Here is a 21,960-nt window from a genome sequence, read left to right as displayed (position 1 = left end):
TGTGGCTGGTGTCAGTGTTTGACGAGGTACAGCTGGCGGCTGTAGGCCACATCTTCCGGGTTGTTGATGGGGTAGCCCTTGAGCCATGGCTTGATGAGTCGGGCATTGGTGTACTGGTAGATGGGGGCGATGGGGGCTTGATCCAGCAGGATCGCCTCCGCCTCGCCAAATAGCTTGCTACGGCTGGCGGCATCCTGGGTGCTGGCAGCCTCTGCCAGCAGCTGGTCATAACGGGCATTGGCAAAGCCTGCCATATTGCCGCTGTGACGGGAGCCCCACAGGCCGAGGAACGCTGACGGGTCGTTGTAGTCCGCAACCCAGGAGGAGCGGATCACCTCGAACTGACCGCTCTGGCGGCTGTCGAGATAGGTTTTCCACTCCTGATTGGTCAGCTCGACCTCGGCGCCCAGCTTCTGCTTCCACATGCTGGCAATCGCCAGTGCCATCTTCTTGTGAATTTCCGCGGTGTTGTAGAGCAGGGTCAGCTTGAGTGGTTTGTCCGGGCCGTAACCGGCATCCTTGAGCAGGGCCTTGGCCTTGCTGTCCAGCGCCGGCTGGCTGCTGGTGGAGAGCAGGTTAGCGGCCGGGGTAAAGCTGGCGGTCACATCCGGAGTGAAGTGATAAGCCGGTTTCTCGCCGGTGCCGAGCACCTTGTCGGCGATCAGGGCGCGGTCGATGGTGTAGGAGAGCGCCTTGCGCACCCGCACATCGTTCAGTGGTGCCTGTTTGGTATTGAAGGCGTAGTAGTAGGTGCCGAGCTGATCCGGGGTGTAGACCTCATTCGGGATCTGCTGCTTCAGTTTGTCGTACTGCTCTTTGGGGAAGGATTCTGTGATATGCAGATCTCCCGCCAGATAACGGTTGGTGGCCGCGCTCTCCTGATTGATCGGCATGAAGATCACCTTGGTCAATACGGTATGGGCCCGATCCCAGTAATAAGGGTTGGGGGTCAGCTCCAGCTTCTCGTTGACCACCCGGTTGTTCAGCACAAAGGCACCGTTGCCCACCAGTTTGCCGGGTTGGGTCCACTGGTTGCCGTACTGTTCGATGCTGGCCTGATGGAGCGGCGACAGGCTGGGGTGGCTCAGCAGGTTCAGGAAGTAGGGCACCGGTTGGGAGAGGGTCACCTGCAGGGTGTGGTCATCGAGGGCCTTGACCCCCAGCTCGCTGACAGGCAATTTGCCAGCGACTATCTCGTCCACCTTGTCGAAACGGGCCAGTTGGGCAAACCAGGCGAAGGTGGCCGCCTCTTTCGGGTCGACCAGCTTGCGCCAGCCGTAGACGAAGTCGCCAGCCTTGACCGGATCGCCGTTGGACCAGCGAGCATCCGGGCGCAGATGGAAGGTAAAGAACTGGTTTCCCTTGTTCTCCCAGCTGGCCGCCACCCCGGCAACCGGTTTGCCATCCGGCCCCTGGGTCAGCAGCCCCTCGAACAGATCCCGCAGTACCTGCAACTCCGGCAGGCCGACCAGCTTGAGTGGGCTCAGGCTTGCAGGTTCATCCTTGAGGTGGCGAACGACAATCTGCTCGGCGGCGAGTTGTGTTCCGGCGGGAATATCGGCAGCCTGGACAGCAGCACAGCCCAGCAGGGCCAGCAAGGGGGTCCATCCTTTCATGGGTCGGATCCTTCAAATAGTGTGAAGCGGGGAGAAAACTCGGCGAGAAAATATCGCCGACAGATGGGAAATCATGATATCCCGTTTGCTGGTCTGACCGCCAGCATTCGACTCTCACTCCCAATCGGGGTAGAAGAGCGTTCCCGGCGTCTGCGCAGTTCAATGTGGTGAGGAGTGTCAAACGATGAAAGCATGGTTATTGCTGGCCTGTGTGTTGAGCCAGAGTGCCTGGGCGTTGGCCCCGTGCCAGAGCGACACGGCGGTGGGCAACTGGTGCGAGATCGGCATCGATGCCTTGCACCCGACTCAGGGGGGCGTCGGCCAGATCCAGGTCGATGAGACCCAGGCCACATTGGCTGGCATGAGCGCAAAGCAGCTCGACAAGTTGATGAAAAAGAAAGAGATTCCTGTAGTGATTGCGCCGGATGGCAGCTACTGGCTGGTGGACAGACACCATCTTACCAAGGCGTTGTGGCAGCAGGGCGTCAAGGATGCCCGGGTCAAGGTGATTGGCCGCCTGCAGGACAAGGCCAACTTCTGGAGCCAGATGCAGAACAACCATTGGGCCTGGCTCAAGGATGAGAAGGGGCAACCACTGACCCCGGAGCAGTTGCCGACCCGTATCGACAAGCTGCCTGATTACCCCTATCGCACCCTTGCCGGACTGCTGCAGAATGCGGGCTACTTTCGCAAGGATAAACAGGTCTATTTCGTCGAGTTTGCCTGGGCTAGTTGGCTCGGCAAGCAGATGCAGTGGATGCCGGTGGACAGCGCCAATCTGGCGGCCCGCCTGCAACAGGCCAAACGGCTCGCCTGCGGCAGCGATGCCAAGGATCTACCCGGTTATCCCGGCAAGCAGTGCAGCCTCAACCAGTCCAAAAGCGCGCAGTGAGTGGATGTGCGATGACGGCATCCAGAGTATGCCGGAGATAAAAGAGGGCGACCCCGGGGTCGCCCTTCTGCTGTCAGCTTGTTACTGCTGGCTAGTGGTGATCACTCATGGCGCTCCGCCCAGCGGGCAGCAGCCTGTTCAAGCAGGGCGACGTCACCTTGCTGGATCAGCGGTAGCAGATCGTTGACCTGTTGATCCCGCCAATCCCACCAAGCGAGGGCCTGTAGCCGGGCAATCTCCTCCTCGCCAAAGCGCATTCGCACCACCCTGGCCGGGGTGCCCGCCACCATGGCATAGGGCGGCACATCCTGATTGACCAGCGAGCGGGCGGCGATGATGGCGCCGTCGCCGATGGTGACGCCGGGCATGATCATCGCCTCCATGCCGATCCAGACATCGTTGCCGATGCGGGTATCGCCAGCGGGGCGGTAGCTGCGCTTGAGCGCCGCCAGATCGGCGAACGGATAGGTGCTGATGAAGGCCGTGTTGTGGGTGTGGTTGCCCCCCATGATGATCTTTACCCCAGCGGCAATCTGCACATAGTCGCCGATATGGAGCCGGTCGATATGCCAGAGCGGCTCCCAGCCGGTGTCCGGGCTGCGGCTGAAGGGATCGCCATGGAGGTAGCGCACTGCCACCTCTTCGAAGGGGCCATCCCAGGCACCCGAGTAGTAGCTGTGCTGTCCTTTGAGGGAGATATTGGGGTTGGTCACCGTCAGGTGCAGGTATTCGACCTGCGACCAGTGTTGGCAGGGGTTCATGCTGGTACTCCTTTGCTGAATGGATCGGATGGGTTGCGTTCGCTTGAGCGCAGCTAATGGATCCAGACCAGCATGCGGGGCACGCAGAGCAGGGAGCAGCCCAGCATCTGCGGGAGGCGTGGTCGCATTGTGGTGTGCTCCAAAGAAGGGGGGGAAGGGCACGATCATAAGGTCGGGCGCCGGGTTTGCCAAGGTTGCGCAGAGATCCTGCACTAACCCTCTGGTTGATATTTATTCTCAATTAGCCATGATAACACTCCCACCATGACGGACTCGGGAGAGCGAGATGACACCGCAAAGTTGGCAACGATACATGCTGGAGGCGGAGCGTGCCTGGCAGGCAGGTTCGCTGGGGGCTGCGATCTGCTTTTATCAGCAGGCGCTGGGGGATGTTTACGAGATGACCCAGGTCGAGTTGACCGAACTGGCCACCATGCGAGTCGCCACCTGCCACCGGCTGGCCGACTTCTGGCGGGCGATGGATGAGCCGACTTACGAGCTGCGCTACCTGAAACTTGCCTCCGAGCTGGTGACTGCGCTGGTGCCGCAGTGCCCCAACAGGGAGTGCGAGGCACTGATCAGCGAGCTGGGTTGCTGTCGCGGCGCCCTGCTCGCCTTTCTCAAGCGCCACCCCAATCCGGAAATTGCCCGGCTGATCCAGCTGCAGGACAAGGTGCAGGGCTGCGAGCTGATCGGCCGTTTTCGCCTCAACTGAACGGATGTGGGCGCGGCTCAGCCCCGCCGTTTGAGTTTCTGGGCGATGCGCTGCTGCGCCTCTTCCCCTTGCAGTGCCTGTGCGAAGGCGCGCGCCTCCAGATCGATGACAAAGTGCACCGCCTGTTTAAGCTCCTGTTTCAGCAGCGCCTTGCTCTTTTGTAGCGCTCTGGGCGGTTTGGCCGCCAGCTTCAGCCCCTGCTCGCGGGCAAAGGAGAGCAATCCATCGGCCGCCACCACCTTGTTGGCGAGCCCGAGGCGTAGCGCCTCCTCGGCATCCATCGCCTCGGCCAGCAGCAACAGCTCGGCCGCCTTGAGGTGCCCCACCAGACGCGGCAGCAGCAGGCTGGAGGCGAACTCCGGCACCAGCCCCAACTCGACGAAAGGAAGCAGCAAGCGGGCGTTATCCCCCAGATAGACCAGATCGCAGTGCAGCAGAATGGTGGTGCCAATCCCCACAGCCGGGCCTGCAACAGCGGCGATCACGGGTTTGGGGAAATCGGCCAGAGTGTGGAGGAACTGCAGTATGGGGTCGTCGGGCTCCAGCGCGCTCTTGCCCATAAAGTCGGCCAGATCATTGCCCGCGGTAAAGCAATCCTGCTGCCCCTGCAACAGCAGGACATGCACCTCCTCATCGGCTGCCGCCTCTCGCAGCGCTGCCACCAGTTGTTGATACAACTCGGTATTGAGAGCGTTGCGCTTGTCGGGGCGGTTGAGGGTCAGGGTGAGCAAGCCATCCTGCTGCTCGGCAATGAGAATGGGGGCCATGTCTAAATCCTTGTTATTGAAAGGTGCAAAAAAGGTTGCTGCTGGGGTAACCTTGGCGCCGTTTAACAACATCATAAAAGGATTTCAACCATGTTTAAACGTGCGTTTTATTCTCTGCTGGTTCTGGGTATGACGGCGCCTGCACTGGCCAAGGTCGAGGCAGTCGACGGTTATGTGCGGCTGCTGCCGCCGGGTTCCCCCAACACCGCCGCCTTTATGGTGCTCAAGAATGACGCCGACCAGCCGGTCAAGCTGGTGGCGGCGGCTTCTGCTGCGGCGGGGCGTGCCGAGCTGCACACTCATCTGCACGAAAATGGCGTGATGAAGATGCGCCAGGTCGAGAATATCGAGATCCCGGCCAAGGGCGAGGCGGTGCTGAAACCGGGCAGCCTGCACATCATGCTGTTCGAGGTGGGCACGCTCTCCGAGCAGACTCCTTTCCCGCTCACCCTCACCATGGATGATGGTCAGCAGCTGGATCTGTCACTGCCGGTGAAGCCGATTGAGCCGATGGCAGAGATGAAGCATATGAAGCACTGACATTTGTCGTCGTTTGTTCAGGATTGACGCTGGGTATTTTGGCTGCACCGAGTAAAATAGTGCTCTTTTCCATGTATGCAAGAGGAAGTGACGTAATGAAAAAGACGCTGATTGCCGGTTTTGTGCTGGCTCTGTGCAGCCAGAGTGCCATGGCCGCTGACGACTGGCGTTTTGCCGCCGGTGCCGACGTATGGGCCGCCAAGGGCAGTGGTCAGGCTTATGGCACCAGTGCTGATGGCAGCTATGACGACAGCTACAACTGGAACGGCTATCTGCAACTGGAACACGGCATCATCTTCCTGCCGAACGCCAAGTTTGAAGTCTCCGATTTCAGCACCTCTGGCGGTAACTTCAAGAACGATCTGACTGCCTACGATCTGAGCCTCTACTACCGTCTGTTCAACAACGATCTGTTCAAGATCGATCTGGGTATGACCGGTCGTCACTACGATGGCGAGCAGGTCTACTTCGGTCGCAAGGGTTATGACGAAGATACCTTGATGGCCTATGCCGGCAGCGAAGTGAAGATCCCGGGCACCGGCATCGCCTTCTTCGGCGATCTGCGCACTCACGATGCGGACAACTATGACTACCGTCTGGGTGGTTCCTACAAGTTCTCCTCCATGCCGATCAAGCTGCGTGCCGGCTGGCGTGAAGCCAAAGTCGACTTCGCCAATATCGATCAGTCTGTCGATGGCTGGTTCATGGGCGGCGAATTCACCTTCTAATCTGATCGTCAGCTGACGACGAGGAGCGATAATGGGCCACATCATAGTGACAGGTGCCGGTTCCGGTCTTGGCCGGGCGCTGACCATAGGTCTGGTTGAGCGGGGCCATAAGGTCTCCATGATGGGGCGCCGTTATCAGCGACTGCAGGAGCAGGAGCAACTGCTCGGCAGCGCGGTAATCGGCATCGCCGCCGATCTGGCGCACCATGAAGAGGTCGACGTTGCCTTCGCCGCTGCGGTGGAGTGGGGCGGGCAGCCCGACATGGTGATCCACTGCGCCGGGGTGGGCGAGTTTGGCCCGGTCGGTGTCTACACCGCCGAGCAGATCCGCCGGGTGGTGGAGAGCAATCTCATCTCCACCATTCTGGTGGCCCAGCAGACGGTGCGGCTTATCGGGGAGAAAGGTGGAGTGCTGGCCAATGTGCTCTCCTCCGCTGCGCAGGTGGGCAAGGCCAACGAGAGCCTCTACTGCGCCTCCAAATGGGGGATGCGCGGCTTTCTCGAATCCTTGCGCGCCGAGCTGAAAGGCTCGCCGTTGCGGCTGGTCAATCTCTATCCGAGCGGGATCCGCAGCGAATTCTGGGACAACTCGGATCACGTGGACCCGAGTAGCTTCATGACACCAGAAGATGCGGCGGCCTATATGCTCGACGCGCTGGAAGCCAGAAGCAGCTGCCACGTGACCGACCTCTTTATCGGTCGCAATCCCTGAGGCGAAGCCCGCCATCCGGTTGCCGTCGTCAGAACATACAGAAACAAAAAGCGCGCCAAACGGCGCGCTTTTCTATTCAGGTAAGGGGGCGGAATTAACGGCCCAGCTTGGCCTTGAGCATGGCGATGATGTCGCTGATGGCCACTTCCTGCTTCTCGCCGGTGCGGCGGCACTTGTACTCCACCACGCCGTTGTCCAGACCGCGATCGCCGATGACGATGGCGTGCGGGATGCCCAGCAGCTCCATGTCGGCGAACATCACGCCCGGGCGCTCTTTACGGTCGTCAAACAGCACGTCCACACCAGCGGCTTTCAGCTCGGCGTAGAACTGCTGTGCCTGCTCGGCCACGCGCTCGGACTTGTGCATGTTCATCGGCACGATGGCCACTTCGAACGGGGCGATGGCGTCCGGCCAGATGATGCCGTACTGGTCGTTGTTCTGCTCGATGGCGGCAGCAACCAGACGGGAAACCCCGATACCGTAGCAACCCATCTCCATGGTGACGGACTTGCCAGCTTCGTTCAGCACGCTCGCCTTCATCGCTTCGGAGTACTTGGTACCCAGCTGGAAGATGTGGCCCACTTCAATACCGCGCTTGAGCAGCAGCTTGCCCTGGCCACACGGGCTCGGGTCGCCTTCCACCACGTTGCGCAGGTCGGCAACTTCGTAAGAAGCGATGTCGCGACCCCAGTTGGCACCGGTCAGGTGGAAGCCGGTCTGGTTGGCGCCGCAGACGAAGTCCGCCAGATGGGCTGCGCTGCGATCGACGATGATGCGACCGGCAAAGCCGACCGGGCCGATGGAACCTGCATCGCAACCGGCGGCAGCTTTAATCTGCTCGTCGTTGGCGAAGGTCAGCGGGTTGGCCACGCCAGCCAGTTTCTCTGCCTTGATTTCGTTCAGTTCGTGGTCGCCACGCAGTACCAGCGCGATGACGGCCTGCTTGCCGTGCTCATCTTCCTCTGCCAGTACCAGCAGGGTCTTGGCGATGGCGGTCGGTGCCACGTTCAGGAAAGCGGCCACTTCGTCGATGGTGTGGACGTTCGGGGTGGCAACCTTGGTCAGGGCTGCGGTGGCGGCAGCGCGCTCACCAGCCGGTGCCAGCGCTTCGGCCATCTCGATGTTGGCGGCGTAATCGGAGCTGTCGGAGAAGGCGATCAGATCTTCACCGCTCTCGGCCAGCACCTGGAATTCGTGGGAACCGGTACCCCCGATGGAGCCGGTATCGGCCTGCACCGGACGGAAGTTCAGACCCATGCGGGTGAACGCCTTGCAGTAGGCGGCGTGCATCTTCTCGTAGGTATCGACCAGAGACTCTTTGTCGATGTGGAAGGAGTAGGCATCCTTCATCAGGAATTCGCGGCCACGCATCACGCCGAAACGAGGGCGTACTTCGTCGCGGAACTTGGTCTGGATCTGGTAGAGGTTGAGCGGCAGCTGCTTGTAGCTGTTCACTTCGTAACGCACCAGCGCAGTGATCACCTCTTCGTGGGTCGGGCCCAGCACGAAGGGACGGTTGTGACGGTCGGTCAGACGGCACAGCTCGGGACCGTAGTCATCCCAGCGGCCGGACTCCTGCCACAGCTCGGCGGGTTGTACCACCGGCATGGAGACTTCGACGGCACCAGCATTGTTCATCTCTTCGCGAACAATGTTCTCGATTTTCTTCAGTACCCGCAGACCGGTTGGCAACCAGGCATACATGCCGGAGGCCAGTTTACGGATCATCCCGGCGCGCAGCATCAGCTGGTGGCTGACAACTTCAGCGTCGGAGGGGGTTTCCTTGAGAGTGGAAAGCAGATATTGGCTGGTACGCATCGCGGTAGACCTTAGCTAGAACGGGCGCGGGGCCCAGGATAATTTCAAGGGCGGAATTTTAACAGGCTGGGCGTTATGGCCCAAGGGCTAAATTTGCCGCAACCCGAAAGGTGGCCACGCCCGGCAGATGGCCAGGGGTAATGACCATTGCAACAAGCAGGCTTTTTATGCCTGCAATTTGGCCGGATCTCCGCTAAACTCTGCCACCTTTTCTCGATGGGCATGGCTCTGCCGCGTTCATCACCCCCCATTTTTAGTACTTTTGGAGCCGCTCATGCCGTTAGTGGGACATCAACACCAGATCGAGATCCTGGAACTGACCGACAAAGGAGATGGCAAAGGACGCCTGTTCGATCGCCCCCTGTTTGTCGAAGGTCTGCTGCCCGGTGAGCAGGCGCTGGTGGAGCTGACCGAGGTCAAGCCGAACTATCTGCACGGCAAGGTTGCCGAGCTGCTCCAGCCCTCTGCCGATCGGGTTGCCGATTTCTGTCCCAACACCGAGTGTGGTGGCTGTCAGGTGCGCCCGCTGGCCTATCCGGCCCAGCTCAAGCTCAAGCAGGCCTTGGTGCAGAGCGCACTGGAACAGGTCGGGCTGGGTGACACCCCGGTCAAGGATATCCTTGGCATGGAAAGCCCGTTCGCCTATCGCAACAAGGCGCAATATGCGGTGCGTGGCTGTGACGCCGGTGCCGAGATCGGTTTTTATCGCAAGCACTCTCACGATCTCATCACGGCCGATGACTGTGCGGTGCAGGATCCGCTGCACGTGGAGCTCAACGCCCGGGTACGCAACTGGATGCGCGAGCACAACATTGCGGCCTATGACGAAGTGAACCACAGCGGCTGCGTGCGCAACCTGATGACCCGCAAGGGCTTCAAGAGTGGCGAGCTGATGGTGGTGCTGGTGACCCTGGGCGAGGCGCTGCCGTTCGAAGCCGAGCTGTTGGCAGCCCTGAGCGATCTGCCGGTCACTACCTTGGTGCAGAACATCAACGATGAGCGCACCAACCGCATTCTGGGTGCCACCAACCGGGTGCTGTTGGGCGAAGGGGTGATCCGCGACAAGATCCACGAACTCGAGTTCGAGATCTCGCCGCTCTCCTTCTTCCAGAACAACCCGACCCAGACCGATGTACTCTACTCCAGCGCCCTCGAGTATGCCGAGCTGACCGGCAACGAGACGGTGTTCGACATCTATTGCGGTATCGGCACCATCTCCCTGTTCCTGGCTGGCAAGGCCGCCAAGGTCGTCGGGATCGAGTCGGTGGAGAGCGCCATCAGCGATGCCCGTCGCAACGCTGCCCTCAACGGCATCGAGCACACCGAATTCCACGTCGGCAAGGCGGAGCAGCTGATGCCCGAGCTGCACGCCCAGGGCGTGACCGCTGACGTGGTGGTAATGGACCCGCCCCGCAAAGGCTGTGACAAGGCGGTGCTGCAGACCCTGGTCGCCATGGCGCCCCGCCGTCTGGTCTATGTCTCCTGCAACCCGCAGACCCTGGCCCGCGACCTTGCCTGGCTGGTCAAGCAGGGCTTCGTGCTGGACGAGGTGCAGCCGGTCGATATGTTCCCGCACTCCATGCATGTGGAAGCGGTTGCCCGCCTGAGCCTGCCCGCCAAGGCATAAGTCGCCCCCGACTCTTGCCCATAAAAAAAACGACGCCAGCTGGCGTCGTTTTTTTATCTCTGCAATCGGCTGATGGCCGATTAGCGGGCGCTCTGGCGCACCTCGGCGGCGATCTGGTCAAGCAGCTGTTGCCAGCCCTGACCCAGCTCGTTCACCAGCGCGTTGTAGCCATCGGCCGGCAGCACCCGCTCCTGACGGAAGGGGGCATCGCGCAGCACGGTGCCATCTTCTGCCAGCAGGCGCCAGCGGCCGCTCAGCATGGCGCTGCCGTCATGACGGCCCTGAAAGCGCTCCACCAGAATGGTCAGCACCGGCCCCTTGCGGGCGCCATCCTGCCGTACCACCCAGCCCGGCAGGCGGGTGGAGAGGCCATTGAGGGTGAGTCGGTTGAGCTGATCGTCCAGCGCACCGGCCCAGCGATGGTACTCGGTGAAGTGCAGCTCTTGCCCTTCCAGCTGATAGACCAGGCTGATCCGGTCGAGCTGGCTGGCCAGCGCCACCGGGCGCAGCACCAGCTGGTGCTGCGGTTTGGCCGGGGCCGTTACGGGTTGCTGGCTGTCGGCATCGAGCGAGTAGTAGTGCAGGCTTGGCTGGCTGCTGCAACCCGCCAGCAGGCCCAGCAGGGCCAGCGTCAGGATCTCTTTTTTCATTGTTTGCCTCGCTTGGGCTCAGGGTCCGATGGATGCGCGCGATCGAAGATCAGCGAGCTGGGCTGCTCGTTGAGGGAGTGCACCAGCGGCTGCAGTTCGCGCATCAACTGATTGAGGGTCTGCACCGACTGGCGCAGGTCCTGATTGGTCTGCGACTGGGCATCATAGGCCTGCAAGGTCTCCTGCAACTGCTTGAGGCTCTCGTTGAGCGAGGCGGGCAGCTGCTGGGTGGAATCCTTGGCAGTGAGCTTGTTCAGGTTGGCGCTGACTGCACTGATGTTCTTCAGGGTGCCATCCAGGGTGGTGAGTGACCCGTTGACCTTGGTCAGGGTGGTCGCCATGTCCATGTCGACAAACTTGTCGAGGATGAGGTTTACCTTGCGCTCGATCTGATCCAGCCCGCCCTGCACGGTGGGGAAGACCTGATAACCGGCCAGCTTGGCCTGCTCGAAGCGCGGCGCGTCCGGATAGAAGTTGAGGTCGATGATCTTGCCGCCGGTCAGCAGGCTCGAGGTCTTGAGGCTGGCACGCAACCCCTCCTTGAACTGCTTGCCGAACAGGGCACGCCACTGATCCTTCTCCGCTTTGGCATAGCGGTGGGAGAGGCGCTGCACCTCGATACGGGCCAGCACCGGGATCTGGCGGCTCTTGAAGATCTGCACGCCCTTGTCCTCGATGAGGTAGGGGGCGGAGATGACGGTACCGACCCGAATGCCGCGATACTGCACCGCCGCGCCCGGGTGCAGGCCACCCACGTTGTCATCGAACAGGAAGACGTAGTCGATGAACTGATCCAGACTACCGGCCAGCACGCTCGCCTCATCCTGGAACAGGGTGAACCCTTCCATCTGTTTGACCGGTTCGCCAGGGGCCCAGCCGGGTGGCAGACCCATGGTGATGCCGCCATCGATCAGGCTCTCCAGCGAATCCATCTTCACCTTCATCCCCTCGCTGCTCATGGAGACCTCGAAGCCCGGGGTCATCCAGAAGCGGGAGTTGCTGCTCACCAGAATGTCATAGGGGGCGTGGATGAAGATTTGATACTGCATCTCGCTCTTTTCCGGCAGGAACTTCGCCTCTTCCACCTGACCTATGGTGAAGCCCTGATAGTTGATGGGGGAGCCTTCCCCGAGCGCGCGAGTGTCGCGACTGCTGAGGGTGAGACGCAGCCCCTTGGCATCGAGGGAGGCGAGCGGCGGTTTGTCGAGCATGGCGTATTCATCTCGCGCCCGACCTTTCTTGCCGGGGGCGAGCTCGATATAGGCGCCGGAGAGCAGGGTGCTCAGACCCGATACCCCTTCACGGCCCACTCTGGGCTTGACCACCCAGAACTGGCTGTCACCGCGCAGCATGCCGGAGGCGGCATTGGTCAGCCGTCCTTTCAGCACCGCATGGCTGTAGTCATCGCTCAGCTCGACGGCCTCAATGCGGCCGACGTCCACTTCGCGGGAGCGGATCACCGTCTTGCCTGCGACTATGCCCTCGGCAGTGGCGACTGTCAGGGTGAAACTGGGGCCCTGGGAGTACCAGTGCTGGAACAGCATCCAGAGACCGATGAACAGCGCCAGCAGGGGCACCATCCAGATTGCGGCGGCAGAGCTCAGAAAGTCAGAGCCCGGTTTCCACCTTTTTTTACGCTCACTCACGTTCGCGTTCTCCTTGTTGTAAATCCCAGATCAGGCGGGAGTCGAAACTCATGGCGGCGACCATGGTGATCAGCACCACACCTGCAAATGCGACGGCCGCAGGGCCGGGATAGATGGTCATCAGATTGTCGAGTCGGATCAGGCCCGCCAGAATGGCCACCACGAAGACGTCGATCATCGACCAGCGTCCGACAAATTCGGTCATGCGATAGAGTTTTAGCTTGCCGAGTGGGGAGGTGACATTGCCGCGCTGCACCATATAGCAAAGCCAGAATAGCGCCAGTATTTTCACCAGCGGAACCACCACGCTGGCGAAAAAGATCACCGCAGCTATGGGGTATGAGCCCATGGCCCAGAGCAGCACCACACCGCCGAGGATGGTGGAGGGGCTGTCATCACCGAGAAACACCGTATCCATGATGGGATAGACGTTGGCCGGAATGTAGAGAATGGCGGAGGTAAACAGCAGCGCCCAGGTACGGTTCAGGCCGCCCGGCTTGCGGGCATGCAGCTTGCCGCCGCAGCGGGAGCAACTGTGGCTGCCCACCTCGCTCAGAGCGCCACAGATATGGCAGCCCACCAGGCCGGATTCCAGCGCACCCGCTTCCGGGTCGATATCCCGTGACTCGGTCGGGCCGAACAGCCGCTGCCACAGCCACATCTGATCCAGCGAGGAGATCATCTTGATGAGCAGCACCGTGTAGCCGACGAAAGCCCAGAATGACAGCCCCATCTTGATGTCGGCCATCCCCATCAGCTTGACCAGCGAGATGAGCACCCCCACCAGAAAGACATCCACCATCAGCCAGGGTTTGATCCGGCAGAGCAGACGGCCGAGGGAGCGCAGGGCATTGCTGTGCAGATCTTTATCGACCCGCCACAGCACCAGCATGATGGAGCCCATATAAACCAGCGGCAGGCCGATCAGGGTCAGGCTCAGTACCGCGCCGAGAAACAGATAGCCCTCATCCACCAGGGTGGTGATGCTCTGCAAAAAGGTCATCTCCTGGCCCACCCCTTTGGCCGAGAAGGACATAAAAGTAAAGGCATTGGCGAGCACGAACATGATGAGTGCCGCGAACCCGTAGGAGATCGGCCGCAACTCCTGCTGTGGCAGGTGGCGACTCAGGGTGTGTCCGCAACGGGGGCAGCAGCTGGCCTGTCCCACCTCGAGCGGTGTGGCCGGTATCAGCAGGTCACACTCTTCGCAGGCAGTGGCATCATGGACATAGGTGGTGTGGTGTTGGTGTGAAACCGGATGCAAGATAAAACCCCAGATAAGGCCCGTGGTAGAGCCAGAGCTGGCGATTATCGCAGTTGTGCTGGTCAGCGACCAGCCCCCGGAGGGCGCTATTGCTGGCGGGAGTGAGAATGACTTTGACAAGCCAGTGCCCATTTAGCACAATCAAACGCCACTTTTTTTCCGCGGGACAATAATTTATGACAACTGAATCCCCCAGCTACTCCACGATTGAGCAAGCCTTCTCCCTCGGGAACGGGCAAGATTCTGCCCTCAACTGGTTGCGCAAGAACCGCAGTCAGGTCGCTATTTTTCTGGTGAGCGGCATCAAGCTGGAAGGCACCATCAGCGGGTTCGACCAGTACAGCGTGCTGCTGACCGATGCTCATGGTAACCAGCAGCTGGTCTACAAGGCCAAGATCTCCACCATCGCCATGCACACCGGCCGTCCGCAAGTGAGCATCCAGCGTGCTCGCAAGCCGCGTGTCTCCATGGCGCCGCGCCCCCACGGTGCGCCGGGTCGTTATGACGACAATCAGGGCGGCGGCAACAACGAGTAATCGTCTGCCCCGCACGCCCCGTTGACGCGCCCTGCGTCAGCGGCTGACGGAACCTGCTCTCATTTTCATTCATGTCCCGTATGAGAGCCGGTTCCGGTTATCGCCCCTTGCAGGGCGATATTTTTTTCCGCACTACGCCGTTATGCCGACTGGTTGACCCTCTTTGACCATGCAGGTCTGCATACCCGCCGCTTCTCCGGCCTGTACCCCGATACCGGTATCTTCAAACACCAGACAGCCTGATGGCTCGACCCCCAGCTTGCTGGCGACCAGCAGGAAGGTGTCCGGATTGGGCTTGTGCAGCTCCACATCGTCTGCGGTGACCACCACGGAGAAGTAGCGATCCAGCCCGGTGTTGCGCAGCACCGCCTCGGCATTGATGCGCGGCGAGCCGGTGCCGATCCCCATCGGGATGACGCCATGATAGCGCTCGACCAGCGCCTGCATGGCGGGAAAGACGGTCGCTTTGTGCAGGTTGGCCACATAGTGGGCGGTCTTGCAGCGGGTGACTTCGAGCGGATCGAGGGGGATCTGCTGCTCCTGTGCGACCAGCAGGGCTATCTTGCGGCTCGGCATGCCCCCCAGCTCATAGAACCAGTCGGCATCGAAGTGAAAGCCAAACTCGCGGGCGGTGTGCTCCCAGGCGGCGAGGTGCAGCGGCATGGAGTCGACCAGGGTGCCATCAAGGTCAAAGACCAGGCCTTGGAATCCGGAAAGGGTCATGGTGCGGGGTCTGTCTCTGAAAAAAGGGAGCCCATTCTAGCCAGTGGCTCCCCGCCTCGCCATCACCTAGCTGGTGAGAAACGCTTGCCCCCACATTTGTGACTGAAAATAGACGGGGGTGAGTTGGGCCGGATCGAGTTGATATTTGGGGGCAAGCTGTTCCAGCAGGGCCCAGTTGCCCTGTTCATAGGTGCTGACCAGCTGAAACAGATGAAAGAGTGGCCCTTCATGCAGTTCGATGGCGCGCTGCACGCTCTTGGGCAGGTGGGCCATCAGCGGCTCAGACAGCAGAGAGCCATCGAGCACCAGTCCCACCAGAAAGGCCCAGCTTGCCTCTGCTTTACCGAGGGCGGTGAGGGCAATCAACTCGCAGAAGCGGCCGCGGGCGATGGCCATGCGGGTGCAGGCCTCCGGCATGTGCTGGCTTACCCGGGCCAGACCGTTGATCAGTACGAACTTGCGGATCTCCTGCTCCCCCAGATAGGAGAGGGCGCGGGGTACCGAGGTGATGGGGGCGGCATGATCGAAGCCGGGGGCGTTGACGTAGGTGAGCAGCAGGCCGGGCAGCCAGGCATCCTGCTCCAGCAGGCGGGCTACCTGGGCGAAGGAGAACTCTTCGTGGCAGATGAGCTGGAGGATCTGCTGTACCAGCGCCATATCGGGCTGGTTGGCCCGCTGATTGACCAGCTCGGGACGGGCGAGAAAGCCGCCGGCAAAGAAGTCGACCCCGGCCTCCCGCAGCGGGAGAAAATCCGCCCAGGTTTCGATGTTCAGCGCCATCCGCTTGTGTTCGGTGGGCTGGCAGATCCCCTCTTCCCCCATCCAGTACACCAGCAGGCGGCTGGCGCCGAGCCAGCGTGGATCCCGGTTGGCGCCGTGCACCGCCAGTCTGCGCCGACTGTCGCGCCACTGCTCCAGCACCGGGAACGAGTTGGGCTGGCGTTCACTGGAGGCTTCAACCAGCGGGATCGCGTCCTGATCCAGCAGCATGGGACGCTGTTCATCTAGCTGTTCGTGGGTGAAGGGCACCAGATATTGACGCCCCTGCGCCAGCAGGCGGCAATGTTGCGCCAGTGAAGGCCATTCGACCGGTGAACTGAGCTGATAGTCGATGCCGTAGGCCACCAGAGCCAGGCGACGATTGAAGATGGGGTAGCGACGCAACAGCATGGGATCACCGATAGGCCAGAGTGCGGGCCCTCCCTTGTGACTTGGCGTGGTAGAGCGCCTGGTCAGCCTGTTCGGTCAGGGTCTGCCATGCTCCGTCCAGGGAGGGAACCAGATAGCTAAAGCCTATGCTAACCGTAATGAAATCAGCAACCCGCGAGGCGGGATGGGGCATTTTCAAGCGGGCAAGACCATCGTGGATCCGCCCGGCCAGCTGTTCGGCCTCACCGGGTTGCGGGGCGCAGAGCAGAATGACGAACTCCTCCCCGCCGTAACGGGCGACCAGATTGGTGCAGCGTCGCTCTGCATCCCGCAGCACATGGGCCACCTGTTGCAGGCAGAGATCCCCCTTGGCATGGCCGAAGTGGTCGTTGTAGGCCTTGAACTCGTCGACGTCGATCATCAATACCGCCAGCAGGTTCTGGGTGCGTCGTGCCCACTCCCACTCCCGCTGCATGGTGATGTCCCACTGGCGCCGGTTGGCGATGCCGGTGAGGGGATCTTCCAGCGACAGCAGGGAGAGGCGGTGATTGGCCTCCTCCAGCGCACGGTTGGTCTCGGCCAGTTGCATGGTGCGCTCGGCGACCCGGGCTTCCAGCTGGCGGTTGAGGGTTTCCAGCTGCTCCTGGGTGCGCTGGCGGATCAGCAGTTGTGACAGGATGGCGGCGTACTGTTTGAAGATCTCGCTCTGATAGGCTTTGAGCGGACGGTGCCAGAGCAGGTTGTCGGCGGCGATCCAGCCGATGGGGGTAGTGCCATCCCATAGCGATACCATGGCGTTCCAGCCACGGCCCACCTGCTGCTTCTCGTAGTAGAGGGGGGTATCTTCCATCACCAGCACGTAGTCCTTGCGCCTGAGCGCCTCTTGCACCGTGGGGTGATCCGGAATGGGGCTGATGAAGTTATGTTCATCCATCAGCTCGCCCTCTTCGCTGGTGCCCCAGGTGCCGCGCATGGTTTTGCCATCGGGTTCGATCAGGAAGATGGCAACCCGATCGAACTGCAGCTCCTTGCGGGCCAGCAGCACGGCATCCCGCAGCAGATCGTTCTCGCTGCGACTGCGGGAGAGGGTGACGCTGACCATGTGCAGCGCCTGCAACATGGTAAGGAAGGAGCCCTGCAGTGCCTGACTCTGTACCAGATCGGTCTGGGTATGGAGCCGCTGGTCCCGCTCCTGATTGACCTGGCTGGAGAGCAGGTGATTGCTGAGCTCGGCAGTCAGATAGTGGATAAGGAGCTGGATGCCCTGACGCTGGTGGGAGGAGAGGCGATCGATGCGGCGGCGGGTCTCCAGATAGATGACCCCTTCCAGTTTCATGTGACGCTTGAGAGGGAAACAGGCGCGTAACTGCGGCTGGGCGGGCTCCACATTTTCGCCGGGATCCGGCGGTGCTTGGAGCTGCTCGATCACCAGTTGTCCCTTTTCCATCGCCTTGTCGATCAGGTGGTGGGGCAGGGTCAGTTGGCCGAGATGGGCGAGATCAAGCGTGGTCAGCCCCTGATCGAGCTGAAAGCTGTAGAGCTGCGGTTCGGGGGCTTTTAGCCAGAGGTAGAGGCGTTCGGCATCGGTCTTTTCACGGATGGTGGCGAGGCTCACTTCGCATAACTGAGCGAAGTTGGTGAAGTGTTCCGGATCCCATTCCTGCATACCAATATCCCTTGGATTGTACCCAAGCGAGTATAGACATATTTCTCCTTGATTAATATGTCAGAAAGGAGAGATGGCGCACATAATGGTTGCTTTCAGCCCTGCTGGTGGAGACATTCACTGTGTTTTCTGCCAATCGTGGCTAGAACTGTGTGCCATAACGGTATATATGGCAGCTTGTAGGGCGGGATGCCGGGCAAAAAAGAGCCCGCACGATGGCGGGCTCTCGGGCAGATCAGATGATTCTGCGCGGCTTATTCTGCCTTGGGGGCAGCCTCAGCGGGCGTTTCACTGCTATCGGCTGGCGCACTCTCGGCCGCCGGGGCTTCCGGTGCCGGGCCAGGCACCAGACCCACTGCCGGTTTGGCGATAAGGGAGCGGGTCTCTTCTACCGCTTCGGTCAGCTTGACCTCGATGAGCTGGCCGAGCTCGTAGACCACTTCGGTCTTGTCCAGATAGACGCGACCGTTGTCCCAGTTGCACTCCAGTCGATCCTTGTTGTCCAGAATGTGGCGAGCAGGCATGAAGACCACGGCGCCGTTCTCTTGCAGACGCAGCTTGAGACCGGCACGCATCACGTCGATGATCTCGGCGTTGAATACCTGATCGGTGCCAGCGGCGGCTTTCAGGTAACGGACATAGAGCCAGTCGCCGATGTCGCGCTCCACCATGCGGTGCAGGCGGCGGCAGGCGGTCAGGTGCTCGGTGAGCTCGGTGCTCGGGCGTTCACCCGGGGTCTTGCCGGCGATGACCGCTTTGAGCAGACGATGGTTGACCATATCGCCGTATTTACGGATCGGCGAGGTCCAGGTGGCGTAGGCATCCAGACCCAGACCGTAGTGGGCGCCCGGTTCGGAGGACATCAGCGCATAGCTCTGGAAGCGGCGGATCTTGCCATCCAGCCAGCGGGTGTCGAGGTTGTCGATCCAGCGGCGCAGGGCGCAGAAGCCGGAGAGGCTGGCGATCTCGTCGCGCTCGAACGGGGCTTCGGCACTCTTCAGCAGGTCGATGGCGCCGTCGAGGGACTCTTCGTCAAAGCCGGTGTGAACGTTGAAGATGCCGTAACCGACGCTCTTGCCCAGCACGCGACCGGCACAGATGTTGGCGGCGATCATCGACTCTTCCACCATGCGGTTGGCGATGCGGCGCGGCTCGACGTGGATGGCCAGCACTTCGCCATTCTCGCCCAGCTCGAAGTCGTAGTCGGGACGATCCGGGAACACCAGCGCATGCTCGGTGCGCCACGCGATGCGCGCCTCGGTCATTGCCTTCATCAGCGGCAGCTGGGCCAGTACGCCTGCGTCGATGGACAGCTCTTTGCCATGCTCGGCCCAGTCGGAGACGTCGTCATAGTTGAGGCGGGCGTGGGAGCAGATGCGGGCGGCGAAGAACTCGGTCTCCTCCAGCAGCAGACCATCTTCGGCGATGAGCAGACGAGCGCACAGGGTGTTGCGCTCCTCGCCCTCTTTCAGGGAGCAGAGCTCGTCGGAGAGGGTGCGCGGGATCATCGGCACGTTGCGGCCCGGCATGTAGACGGTAAAGGCGCGCTGGGCGGCTTCTTTGTCCAGCTCGCTCCCTTCGGCCACATAGGCGGTCGGGTCAGCGATGGCGACCAGCAGCTCCCAGCCGTTGTCCAGCTTGGTGATGGCCAGCGCATCGTCCATATCCTTGGTCTTGGCACCGTCGATGGTGAAGAAGGGCACCTTGGTCAGGTCACGACGGGGCAGCTCTTCCTCTTCGATCACCTTCCACTCCGGCAAATCAGCCGGCTCGACCTGGGCCAGATTGTGGCGCGCCAGCACCACCCACCAGGGCACATTGTGATCTTCCTGGGCGGCGATCTTCTGGATGATCTCGGCAGAAAAGTTGCCGTCGACCAGCGCATGGCGCTTGAGGGTCGCCACCACCCAGTCACCTTCCTTGAACTCTTTCTCATCCAGGCCCTTCTTGACGCGGGCCTTGATGGCATCCTTGATCAGAGGGTGGTCGGCGACCACGTTGAGGCGGTCGCGGAACATCTTGACCCGGGCCACGAAGCGGGTGACGGACTGCTCCAGCAGGGTATCCGGCTCGGCCACTTCCTTCTCTTTTTCGGTGCGGATCAGGGCGGTCACCCGGTCACCGTGCATCACCTTCTTCATGTAGGGAGGCGGCACGAAATAGCTGGTCTTCTCATCGACTTCCAGAAAGCCGAAGCCCCGGTCCGAGGCGCGGATCACACCCTCTTTCTTCGGGATGTTTTCGCGGATTTGTTGCTTGAGCTGGGCCAGCAGCGGATTGTCTTGGAACATAAGTGAGGAACCTGAAGTGAAAACCTGGGTGGAGACCTGATGAAGGATCGCCCAGCACTATACGTTTTTAGCCCTGCAAAGCCAAGGTGAATGGCCTGCTCAGCGTGGTTTCAACTGCGAGCTGGCATGGTCGATAAGGCGTTGGGATAGCTGCTTGTGAACCCCTTTTTCCAGTACCCAGCGGTGCCAGTAGAGGCGTTCCGTCAGGACGTGGTCGGGACTGAGGTTGAGTAGTGACCCGCCAGCCAGCTGGCCTCTTATTTGCAATTCGGGAATGAGGCAGTAGGCCAACCCCTGCTCGGCCATGGCGACGAAGGCCTCTGACGAGTGAACCGTATGGCAGGGATAACCGCCCGGTTCCAGCCCGAAGTGTTCTCTCATAAAACTCACATGCATGTCATCGCGCTGATCGAACGCCACCGCCGGTGCCTTGGCCAGCGCCTCACGGGTCAGGCCCGCGGGAAAGTGGCGCGCCACGAAGGTGGGGCTGGCGGTAAGCAGATAGTTCATCTCACCTAGCTCGTCGACGCAGCAACCCGCCAGCGGCTGGGGATGCAGGCTGACCGCACCGAACGCCTGACCCTCGCGTACCTTGTCGAGGGTACGGCTCTCGTCATCGACCAGCAGGTTGAGTTCGATGGGGTGCAGCTTCAACAAGGGGGCAATGGCGGGCAGGAACCAAGTGGCCAGGCTGTCAGCGTTCACTGCGATACTGATCCGGATTGGCCCCTGCGGTTGGTCGGGGGTCAGCTCCCCCGCCAGTTCGAGCTCGAGCTGATGTACCTGCCGATAGTGGGCAAGCAGCTTCTGGCCGAGTGACGTGGCCTGCAGCGGTTGGCTGCGAATGAGCAGCGGCTCGGCAAACTGTTGCTCCAGCTGCTTGATCCGCTGGGAGATGGCCGACTGGGTGATATGGAGCGACTTGGCCGCCCGATCGAAGTTCTGCTCCTGCAGTACCGCATCCAGCGCCCGCAGCAGTTTGTAGTCCAGCTCTTTCATCTTCTCCCCCTTCCGTTGCCCAAGGGCTGACTCTACGTCACTCGGCAGGGGACAACAATGGGCGGTGGAAGGGGCGTTGTGCTGTGATTTTTGACAGTAGTGGTCAGGCCATTGAGGGAGGATACTCTTTGGTGCCGCATGGGGTAGCCCTGCGCAGATCGTAGCGACATCTTTATCCCGGGTCTGTTTTCCCGGGATTTTTTATGAGTGAACTGCCAGCACCGGTGACGGTTGCTGTGGTGGATAATGGCTGGTTTGATAATGGCCCAGCAGAGGTTGGGAGACCGCCTGCGCGAAGCGCTCATCCAGATGGAAGCGGATGCCTACGCCCCTTACCGCCCCCAGATCGACCGCCTGACGATGACCGAGCCGCTCGATGGGCAGGCCGAGGCGGCGGAAGATGCGCTCCACCGGCAGGCTGACGACGGCGACCAGCTCCCGGATCCCGTGGGCATGGGCGAAGGCATAGACCTCGCGGAAGATGACACAAGTGAGTTCGCTGACGCCATTGCTCATGCGCGGTGCGCGCTGGGCATCGATAGCCAGACGGGTGAGTTCCCAGACATCGGGGGTGCGTGGCGCGCTTTCACCGGCAAGGGCGGTGGGGAAGATGGTGGGCAGCATATAGGCATCGGCACAGTTGAGCAGACGAATACAGCCACACAGCCCTTGTTCGTCTTCGATCAGCACCCAATGGGTGTCTGGCGTGTCGAAGCTGTCACGCTCCAGGCCCCGATGAGACTCGACATCCCAGCCTAGCCGGTCGGAAAAGACGCGATTTCGAAAGCGATAGAGTTCATTCTCCACCTCGTTTCGTGGATGTTCTCTCAATTTTCCTTTAAAAACCAACATTATGGAC

20 protein-coding genes are annotated in these 21,960 nt (G+C 61.0%); 7 read left to right on the top strand and 13 right to left on the bottom strand.

From position 1 onward, the window contains the following. Positions 1-11: 11 nt before the first annotated feature. Positions 12-1,616: a peptide ABC transporter substrate-binding protein gene (locus tag BN1139_RS17440; RefSeq protein WP_013723463.1), complete on the bottom strand. Its 1,605-nt coding sequence runs from the start codon at positions 1,614-1,616 to the stop codon at positions 12-14. A 184-nt stretch (positions 1,617-1,800) separates the two neighbouring features. Here BN1139_RS17440 and BN1139_RS17435 point away from each other — a divergent pair, with 184 nt between their 5' ends. Beyond that, on the top strand, positions 1,801-2,508 hold the full coding sequence (locus tag BN1139_RS17435; protein ID WP_013723464.1) for a ParB-like protein: 708 nt from the start codon (positions 1,801-1,803) through the stop codon (positions 2,506-2,508). A gap of 101 nt (positions 2,509-2,609) precedes the next feature. Here BN1139_RS17435 and BN1139_RS17430 read toward each other — a convergent pair whose 3' ends face one another. Then, a complete protein-coding gene (locus BN1139_RS17430) occupies positions 2,610-3,269 on the bottom strand; it encodes a CatB-related O-acetyltransferase (protein ID WP_013723465.1) in 660 nt (219 codons plus the stop codon). 286 nt (positions 3,270-3,555) lie between these two features. On the opposite strand from BN1139_RS17430, the gene BN1139_RS17425 reads away from it, so the two are divergent. Next, positions 3,556-3,984: a DUF2753 family protein gene (locus BN1139_RS17425; protein WP_005335785.1), complete on the top strand. Its 429-nt coding sequence runs from the start codon at positions 3,556-3,558 to the stop codon at positions 3,982-3,984. A gap of 17 nt (positions 3,985-4,001) precedes the next feature. Here the strand turns inward: BN1139_RS17425 and BN1139_RS17420 are convergent, their stop codons facing one another. Then, positions 4,002-4,751 (bottom strand): enoyl-CoA hydratase-related protein, encoded by a 750-nt coding sequence (locus tag BN1139_RS17420; protein WP_005354812.1) that lies wholly within the window; start codon positions 4,749-4,751, stop codon positions 4,002-4,004. Between the two features lie 90 nt (positions 4,752-4,841). Here BN1139_RS17420 and BN1139_RS17415 point away from each other — a divergent pair, with 90 nt between their 5' ends. From BN1139_RS17415 to BN1139_RS17405, 3 genes are all read left to right on the top strand, one after another. Beyond that, on the top strand, positions 4,842-5,291 hold the full coding sequence (locus BN1139_RS17415; RefSeq protein ID WP_005354810.1) for a copper chaperone PCu(A)C: 450 nt from the start codon (positions 4,842-4,844) through the stop codon (positions 5,289-5,291). A 95-nt stretch (positions 5,292-5,386) separates the two neighbouring features. Then, entirely contained in the window at positions 5,387-6,019 is a 633-nt protein-coding gene (locus BN1139_RS17410; RefSeq protein WP_005354809.1) for a TIGR04219 family outer membrane beta-barrel protein, read from the top strand. Positions 6,020-6,050: 31 nt separating this feature from the next. Then, positions 6,051-6,731 (top strand): SDR family oxidoreductase, encoded by a 681-nt coding sequence (locus BN1139_RS17405; RefSeq protein WP_005354808.1) that lies wholly within the window; start codon positions 6,051-6,053, stop codon positions 6,729-6,731. Between the two features lie 94 nt (positions 6,732-6,825). On the opposite strand, the gene BN1139_RS17400 is transcribed toward BN1139_RS17405, so the two are convergent. After that, positions 6,826-8,550, bottom strand: coding sequence for a proline--tRNA ligase (locus BN1139_RS17400; protein ID WP_005354807.1), 1,725 nt, complete (start codon positions 8,548-8,550; stop codon positions 6,826-6,828). Positions 8,551-8,824: 274 nt separating this feature from the next. Here BN1139_RS17400 and rlmD point away from each other — a divergent pair, with 274 nt between their 5' ends. Then, positions 8,825-10,177 carry a 23S rRNA (uracil(1939)-C(5))-methyltransferase RlmD gene (rlmD, locus tag BN1139_RS17395; protein ID WP_005354806.1) on the top strand — a complete coding sequence of 451 codons (1,353 nt, stop codon included), beginning with the start codon at positions 8,825-8,827 and terminating at the stop codon, positions 10,175-10,177. A gap of 80 nt (positions 10,178-10,257) precedes the next feature. Here rlmD and BN1139_RS17390 read toward each other — a convergent pair whose 3' ends face one another. From BN1139_RS17390 to BN1139_RS17380, 3 genes are read right to left on the bottom strand one after another with little or no spacing between them, the layout of a single operon-like run. Next, a complete protein-coding gene (locus BN1139_RS17390; protein WP_005354805.1) occupies positions 10,258-10,827 on the bottom strand; it encodes a PqiC family protein in 570 nt (189 codons plus the stop codon). Then, positions 10,824-12,473, bottom strand: coding sequence for an intermembrane transport protein PqiB (gene pqiB, locus BN1139_RS17385; protein WP_005335774.1), 1,650 nt, complete (start codon positions 12,471-12,473; stop codon positions 10,824-10,826). The genes BN1139_RS17390 and pqiB overlap by 4 nt, the downstream gene beginning before the upstream one ends. Further along, positions 12,466-13,737, bottom strand: a complete 1,272-nt coding sequence (locus BN1139_RS17380) for a paraquat-inducible protein A (RefSeq protein ID WP_013723466.1) — start codon at positions 13,735-13,737, stop codon at positions 12,466-12,468. Before BN1139_RS17380 ends, pqiB begins: the two co-directional genes overlap by 8 nt. Before the next feature lie 176 nt (positions 13,738-13,913). On the opposite strand from BN1139_RS17380, the gene hfq reads away from it, so the two are divergent. Continuing rightward, on the top strand, positions 13,914-14,273 hold the full coding sequence (hfq, locus tag BN1139_RS17375; RefSeq protein WP_005354803.1) for an RNA chaperone Hfq: 360 nt from the start codon (positions 13,914-13,916) through the stop codon (positions 14,271-14,273). Between the two features lie 132 nt (positions 14,274-14,405). Here the strand turns inward: hfq and BN1139_RS17370 are convergent, their stop codons facing one another. From BN1139_RS17370 to BN1139_RS17345, 6 genes are all read right to left on the bottom strand, one after another. Continuing rightward, entirely contained in the window at positions 14,406-14,996 is a 591-nt protein-coding gene (locus BN1139_RS17370) for an HAD family hydrolase (protein ID WP_005354791.1), read from the bottom strand. A 66-nt stretch (positions 14,997-15,062) separates the two neighbouring features. Continuing rightward, positions 15,063-16,166, bottom strand: a complete 1,104-nt coding sequence (locus BN1139_RS17365; RefSeq protein WP_005354786.1) for an EAL and HDOD domain-containing protein — start codon at positions 16,164-16,166, stop codon at positions 15,063-15,065. A gap of 4 nt (positions 16,167-16,170) precedes the next feature. Beyond that, positions 16,171-17,811: a sensor domain-containing diguanylate cyclase gene (locus BN1139_RS17360; protein ID WP_005354784.1), complete on the bottom strand. Its 1,641-nt coding sequence runs from the start codon at positions 17,809-17,811 to the stop codon at positions 16,171-16,173. A gap of 254 nt (positions 17,812-18,065) precedes the next feature. After that, the gene (locus BN1139_RS17355; RefSeq protein ID WP_005354783.1) at positions 18,066-20,102 is read right to left on the bottom strand and encodes an exoribonuclease II; all 2,037 of its coding nucleotides are present in this window, start codon (positions 20,100-20,102) and stop codon (positions 18,066-18,068) included. A gap of 99 nt (positions 20,103-20,201) precedes the next feature. Continuing rightward, complete coding sequence (locus BN1139_RS17350) at positions 20,202-21,101, bottom strand: LysR family transcriptional regulator ArgP (protein WP_005354775.1); 900 nt, start codon at positions 21,099-21,101, stop codon at positions 20,202-20,204. Positions 21,102-21,302: 201 nt separating this feature from the next. Further along, positions 21,303-21,953, bottom strand: a complete 651-nt coding sequence (locus tag BN1139_RS17345) for an acyl-homoserine-lactone synthase (protein WP_005354774.1) — start codon at positions 21,951-21,953, stop codon at positions 21,303-21,305. Positions 21,954-21,960 lie beyond the last annotated feature (7 nt).

It is taken from the genome of Aeromonas veronii bv. veronii (genome assembly GCF_000820225.1).
Taxonomy (GTDB): Bacteria; Pseudomonadota; Gammaproteobacteria; order Enterobacterales; family Aeromonadaceae; genus Aeromonas; species Aeromonas veronii.
Note: the sequence above shows the minus strand (reverse complement) of the source record. Positions and strands in the feature narration are given on the sequence as shown.

Bases quoted from the DNA above. Each gene is read 5' to 3' on its own strand.
- BN1139_RS17440 (WP_013723463.1), bottom strand. From the start codon at position 1,616: ATGAAAGGATGGACCCCCTTGCTGGCCCTGCTGGGCTGTGCTGCTGTC.
- BN1139_RS17425 (WP_005335785.1), top strand. From the start codon at position 3,556: ATGACACCGCAAAGTTGGCAACGATACATGCTGGAGGCGGAGCGTGCC.
- BN1139_RS17370 (WP_005354791.1), bottom strand. From the start codon at position 14,996: ATGACCCTTTCCGGATTCCAAGGCCTGGTCTTTGACCTTGATGGCACC.
- BN1139_RS17365 (WP_005354786.1), bottom strand. From the start codon at position 16,166: ATGCTGTTGCGTCGCTACCCCATCTTCAATCGTCGCCTGGCTCTGGTG.
- BN1139_RS17400 (WP_005354807.1), bottom strand. From the start codon at position 8,550: ATGCGTACCAGCCAATATCTGCTTTCCACTCTCAAGGAAACCCCCTCC.
- BN1139_RS17435 (WP_013723464.1), top strand. From the start codon at position 1,801: ATGAAAGCATGGTTATTGCTGGCCTGTGTGTTGAGCCAGAGTGCCTGG.
- rlmD (WP_005354806.1), top strand. From the start codon at position 8,825: ATGCCGTTAGTGGGACATCAACACCAGATCGAGATCCTGGAACTGACC.
- BN1139_RS17355 (WP_005354783.1), bottom strand. From the start codon at position 20,102: ATGTTCCAAGACAATCCGCTGCTGGCCCAGCTCAAGCAACAAATCCGC.
- BN1139_RS17410 (WP_005354809.1), top strand. From the start codon at position 5,387: ATGAAAAAGACGCTGATTGCCGGTTTTGTGCTGGCTCTGTGCAGCCAG.
- BN1139_RS17430 (WP_013723465.1), bottom strand. From the start codon at position 3,269: ATGAACCCCTGCCAACACTGGTCGCAGGTCGAATACCTGCACCTGACG.
- BN1139_RS17415 (WP_005354810.1), top strand. From the start codon at position 4,842: ATGTTTAAACGTGCGTTTTATTCTCTGCTGGTTCTGGGTATGACGGCG.
- BN1139_RS17390 (WP_005354805.1), bottom strand. From the start codon at position 10,827: ATGAAAAAAGAGATCCTGACGCTGGCCCTGCTGGGCCTGCTGGCGGGT.
- hfq (WP_005354803.1), top strand. From the start codon at position 13,914: ATGACAACTGAATCCCCCAGCTACTCCACGATTGAGCAAGCCTTCTCC.
- BN1139_RS17345 (WP_005354774.1), bottom strand. From the start codon at position 21,953: ATGTTGGTTTTTAAAGGAAAATTGAGAGAACATCCACGAAACGAGGTG.
- BN1139_RS17360 (WP_005354784.1), bottom strand. From the start codon at position 17,811: ATGCAGGAATGGGATCCGGAACACTTCACCAACTTCGCTCAGTTATGC.
- BN1139_RS17350 (WP_005354775.1), bottom strand. From the start codon at position 21,101: ATGAAAGAGCTGGACTACAAACTGCTGCGGGCGCTGGATGCGGTACTG.
- BN1139_RS17405 (WP_005354808.1), top strand. From the start codon at position 6,051: ATGGGCCACATCATAGTGACAGGTGCCGGTTCCGGTCTTGGCCGGGCG.
- BN1139_RS17420 (WP_005354812.1), bottom strand. From the start codon at position 4,751: ATGGCCCCCATTCTCATTGCCGAGCAGCAGGATGGCTTGCTCACCCTG.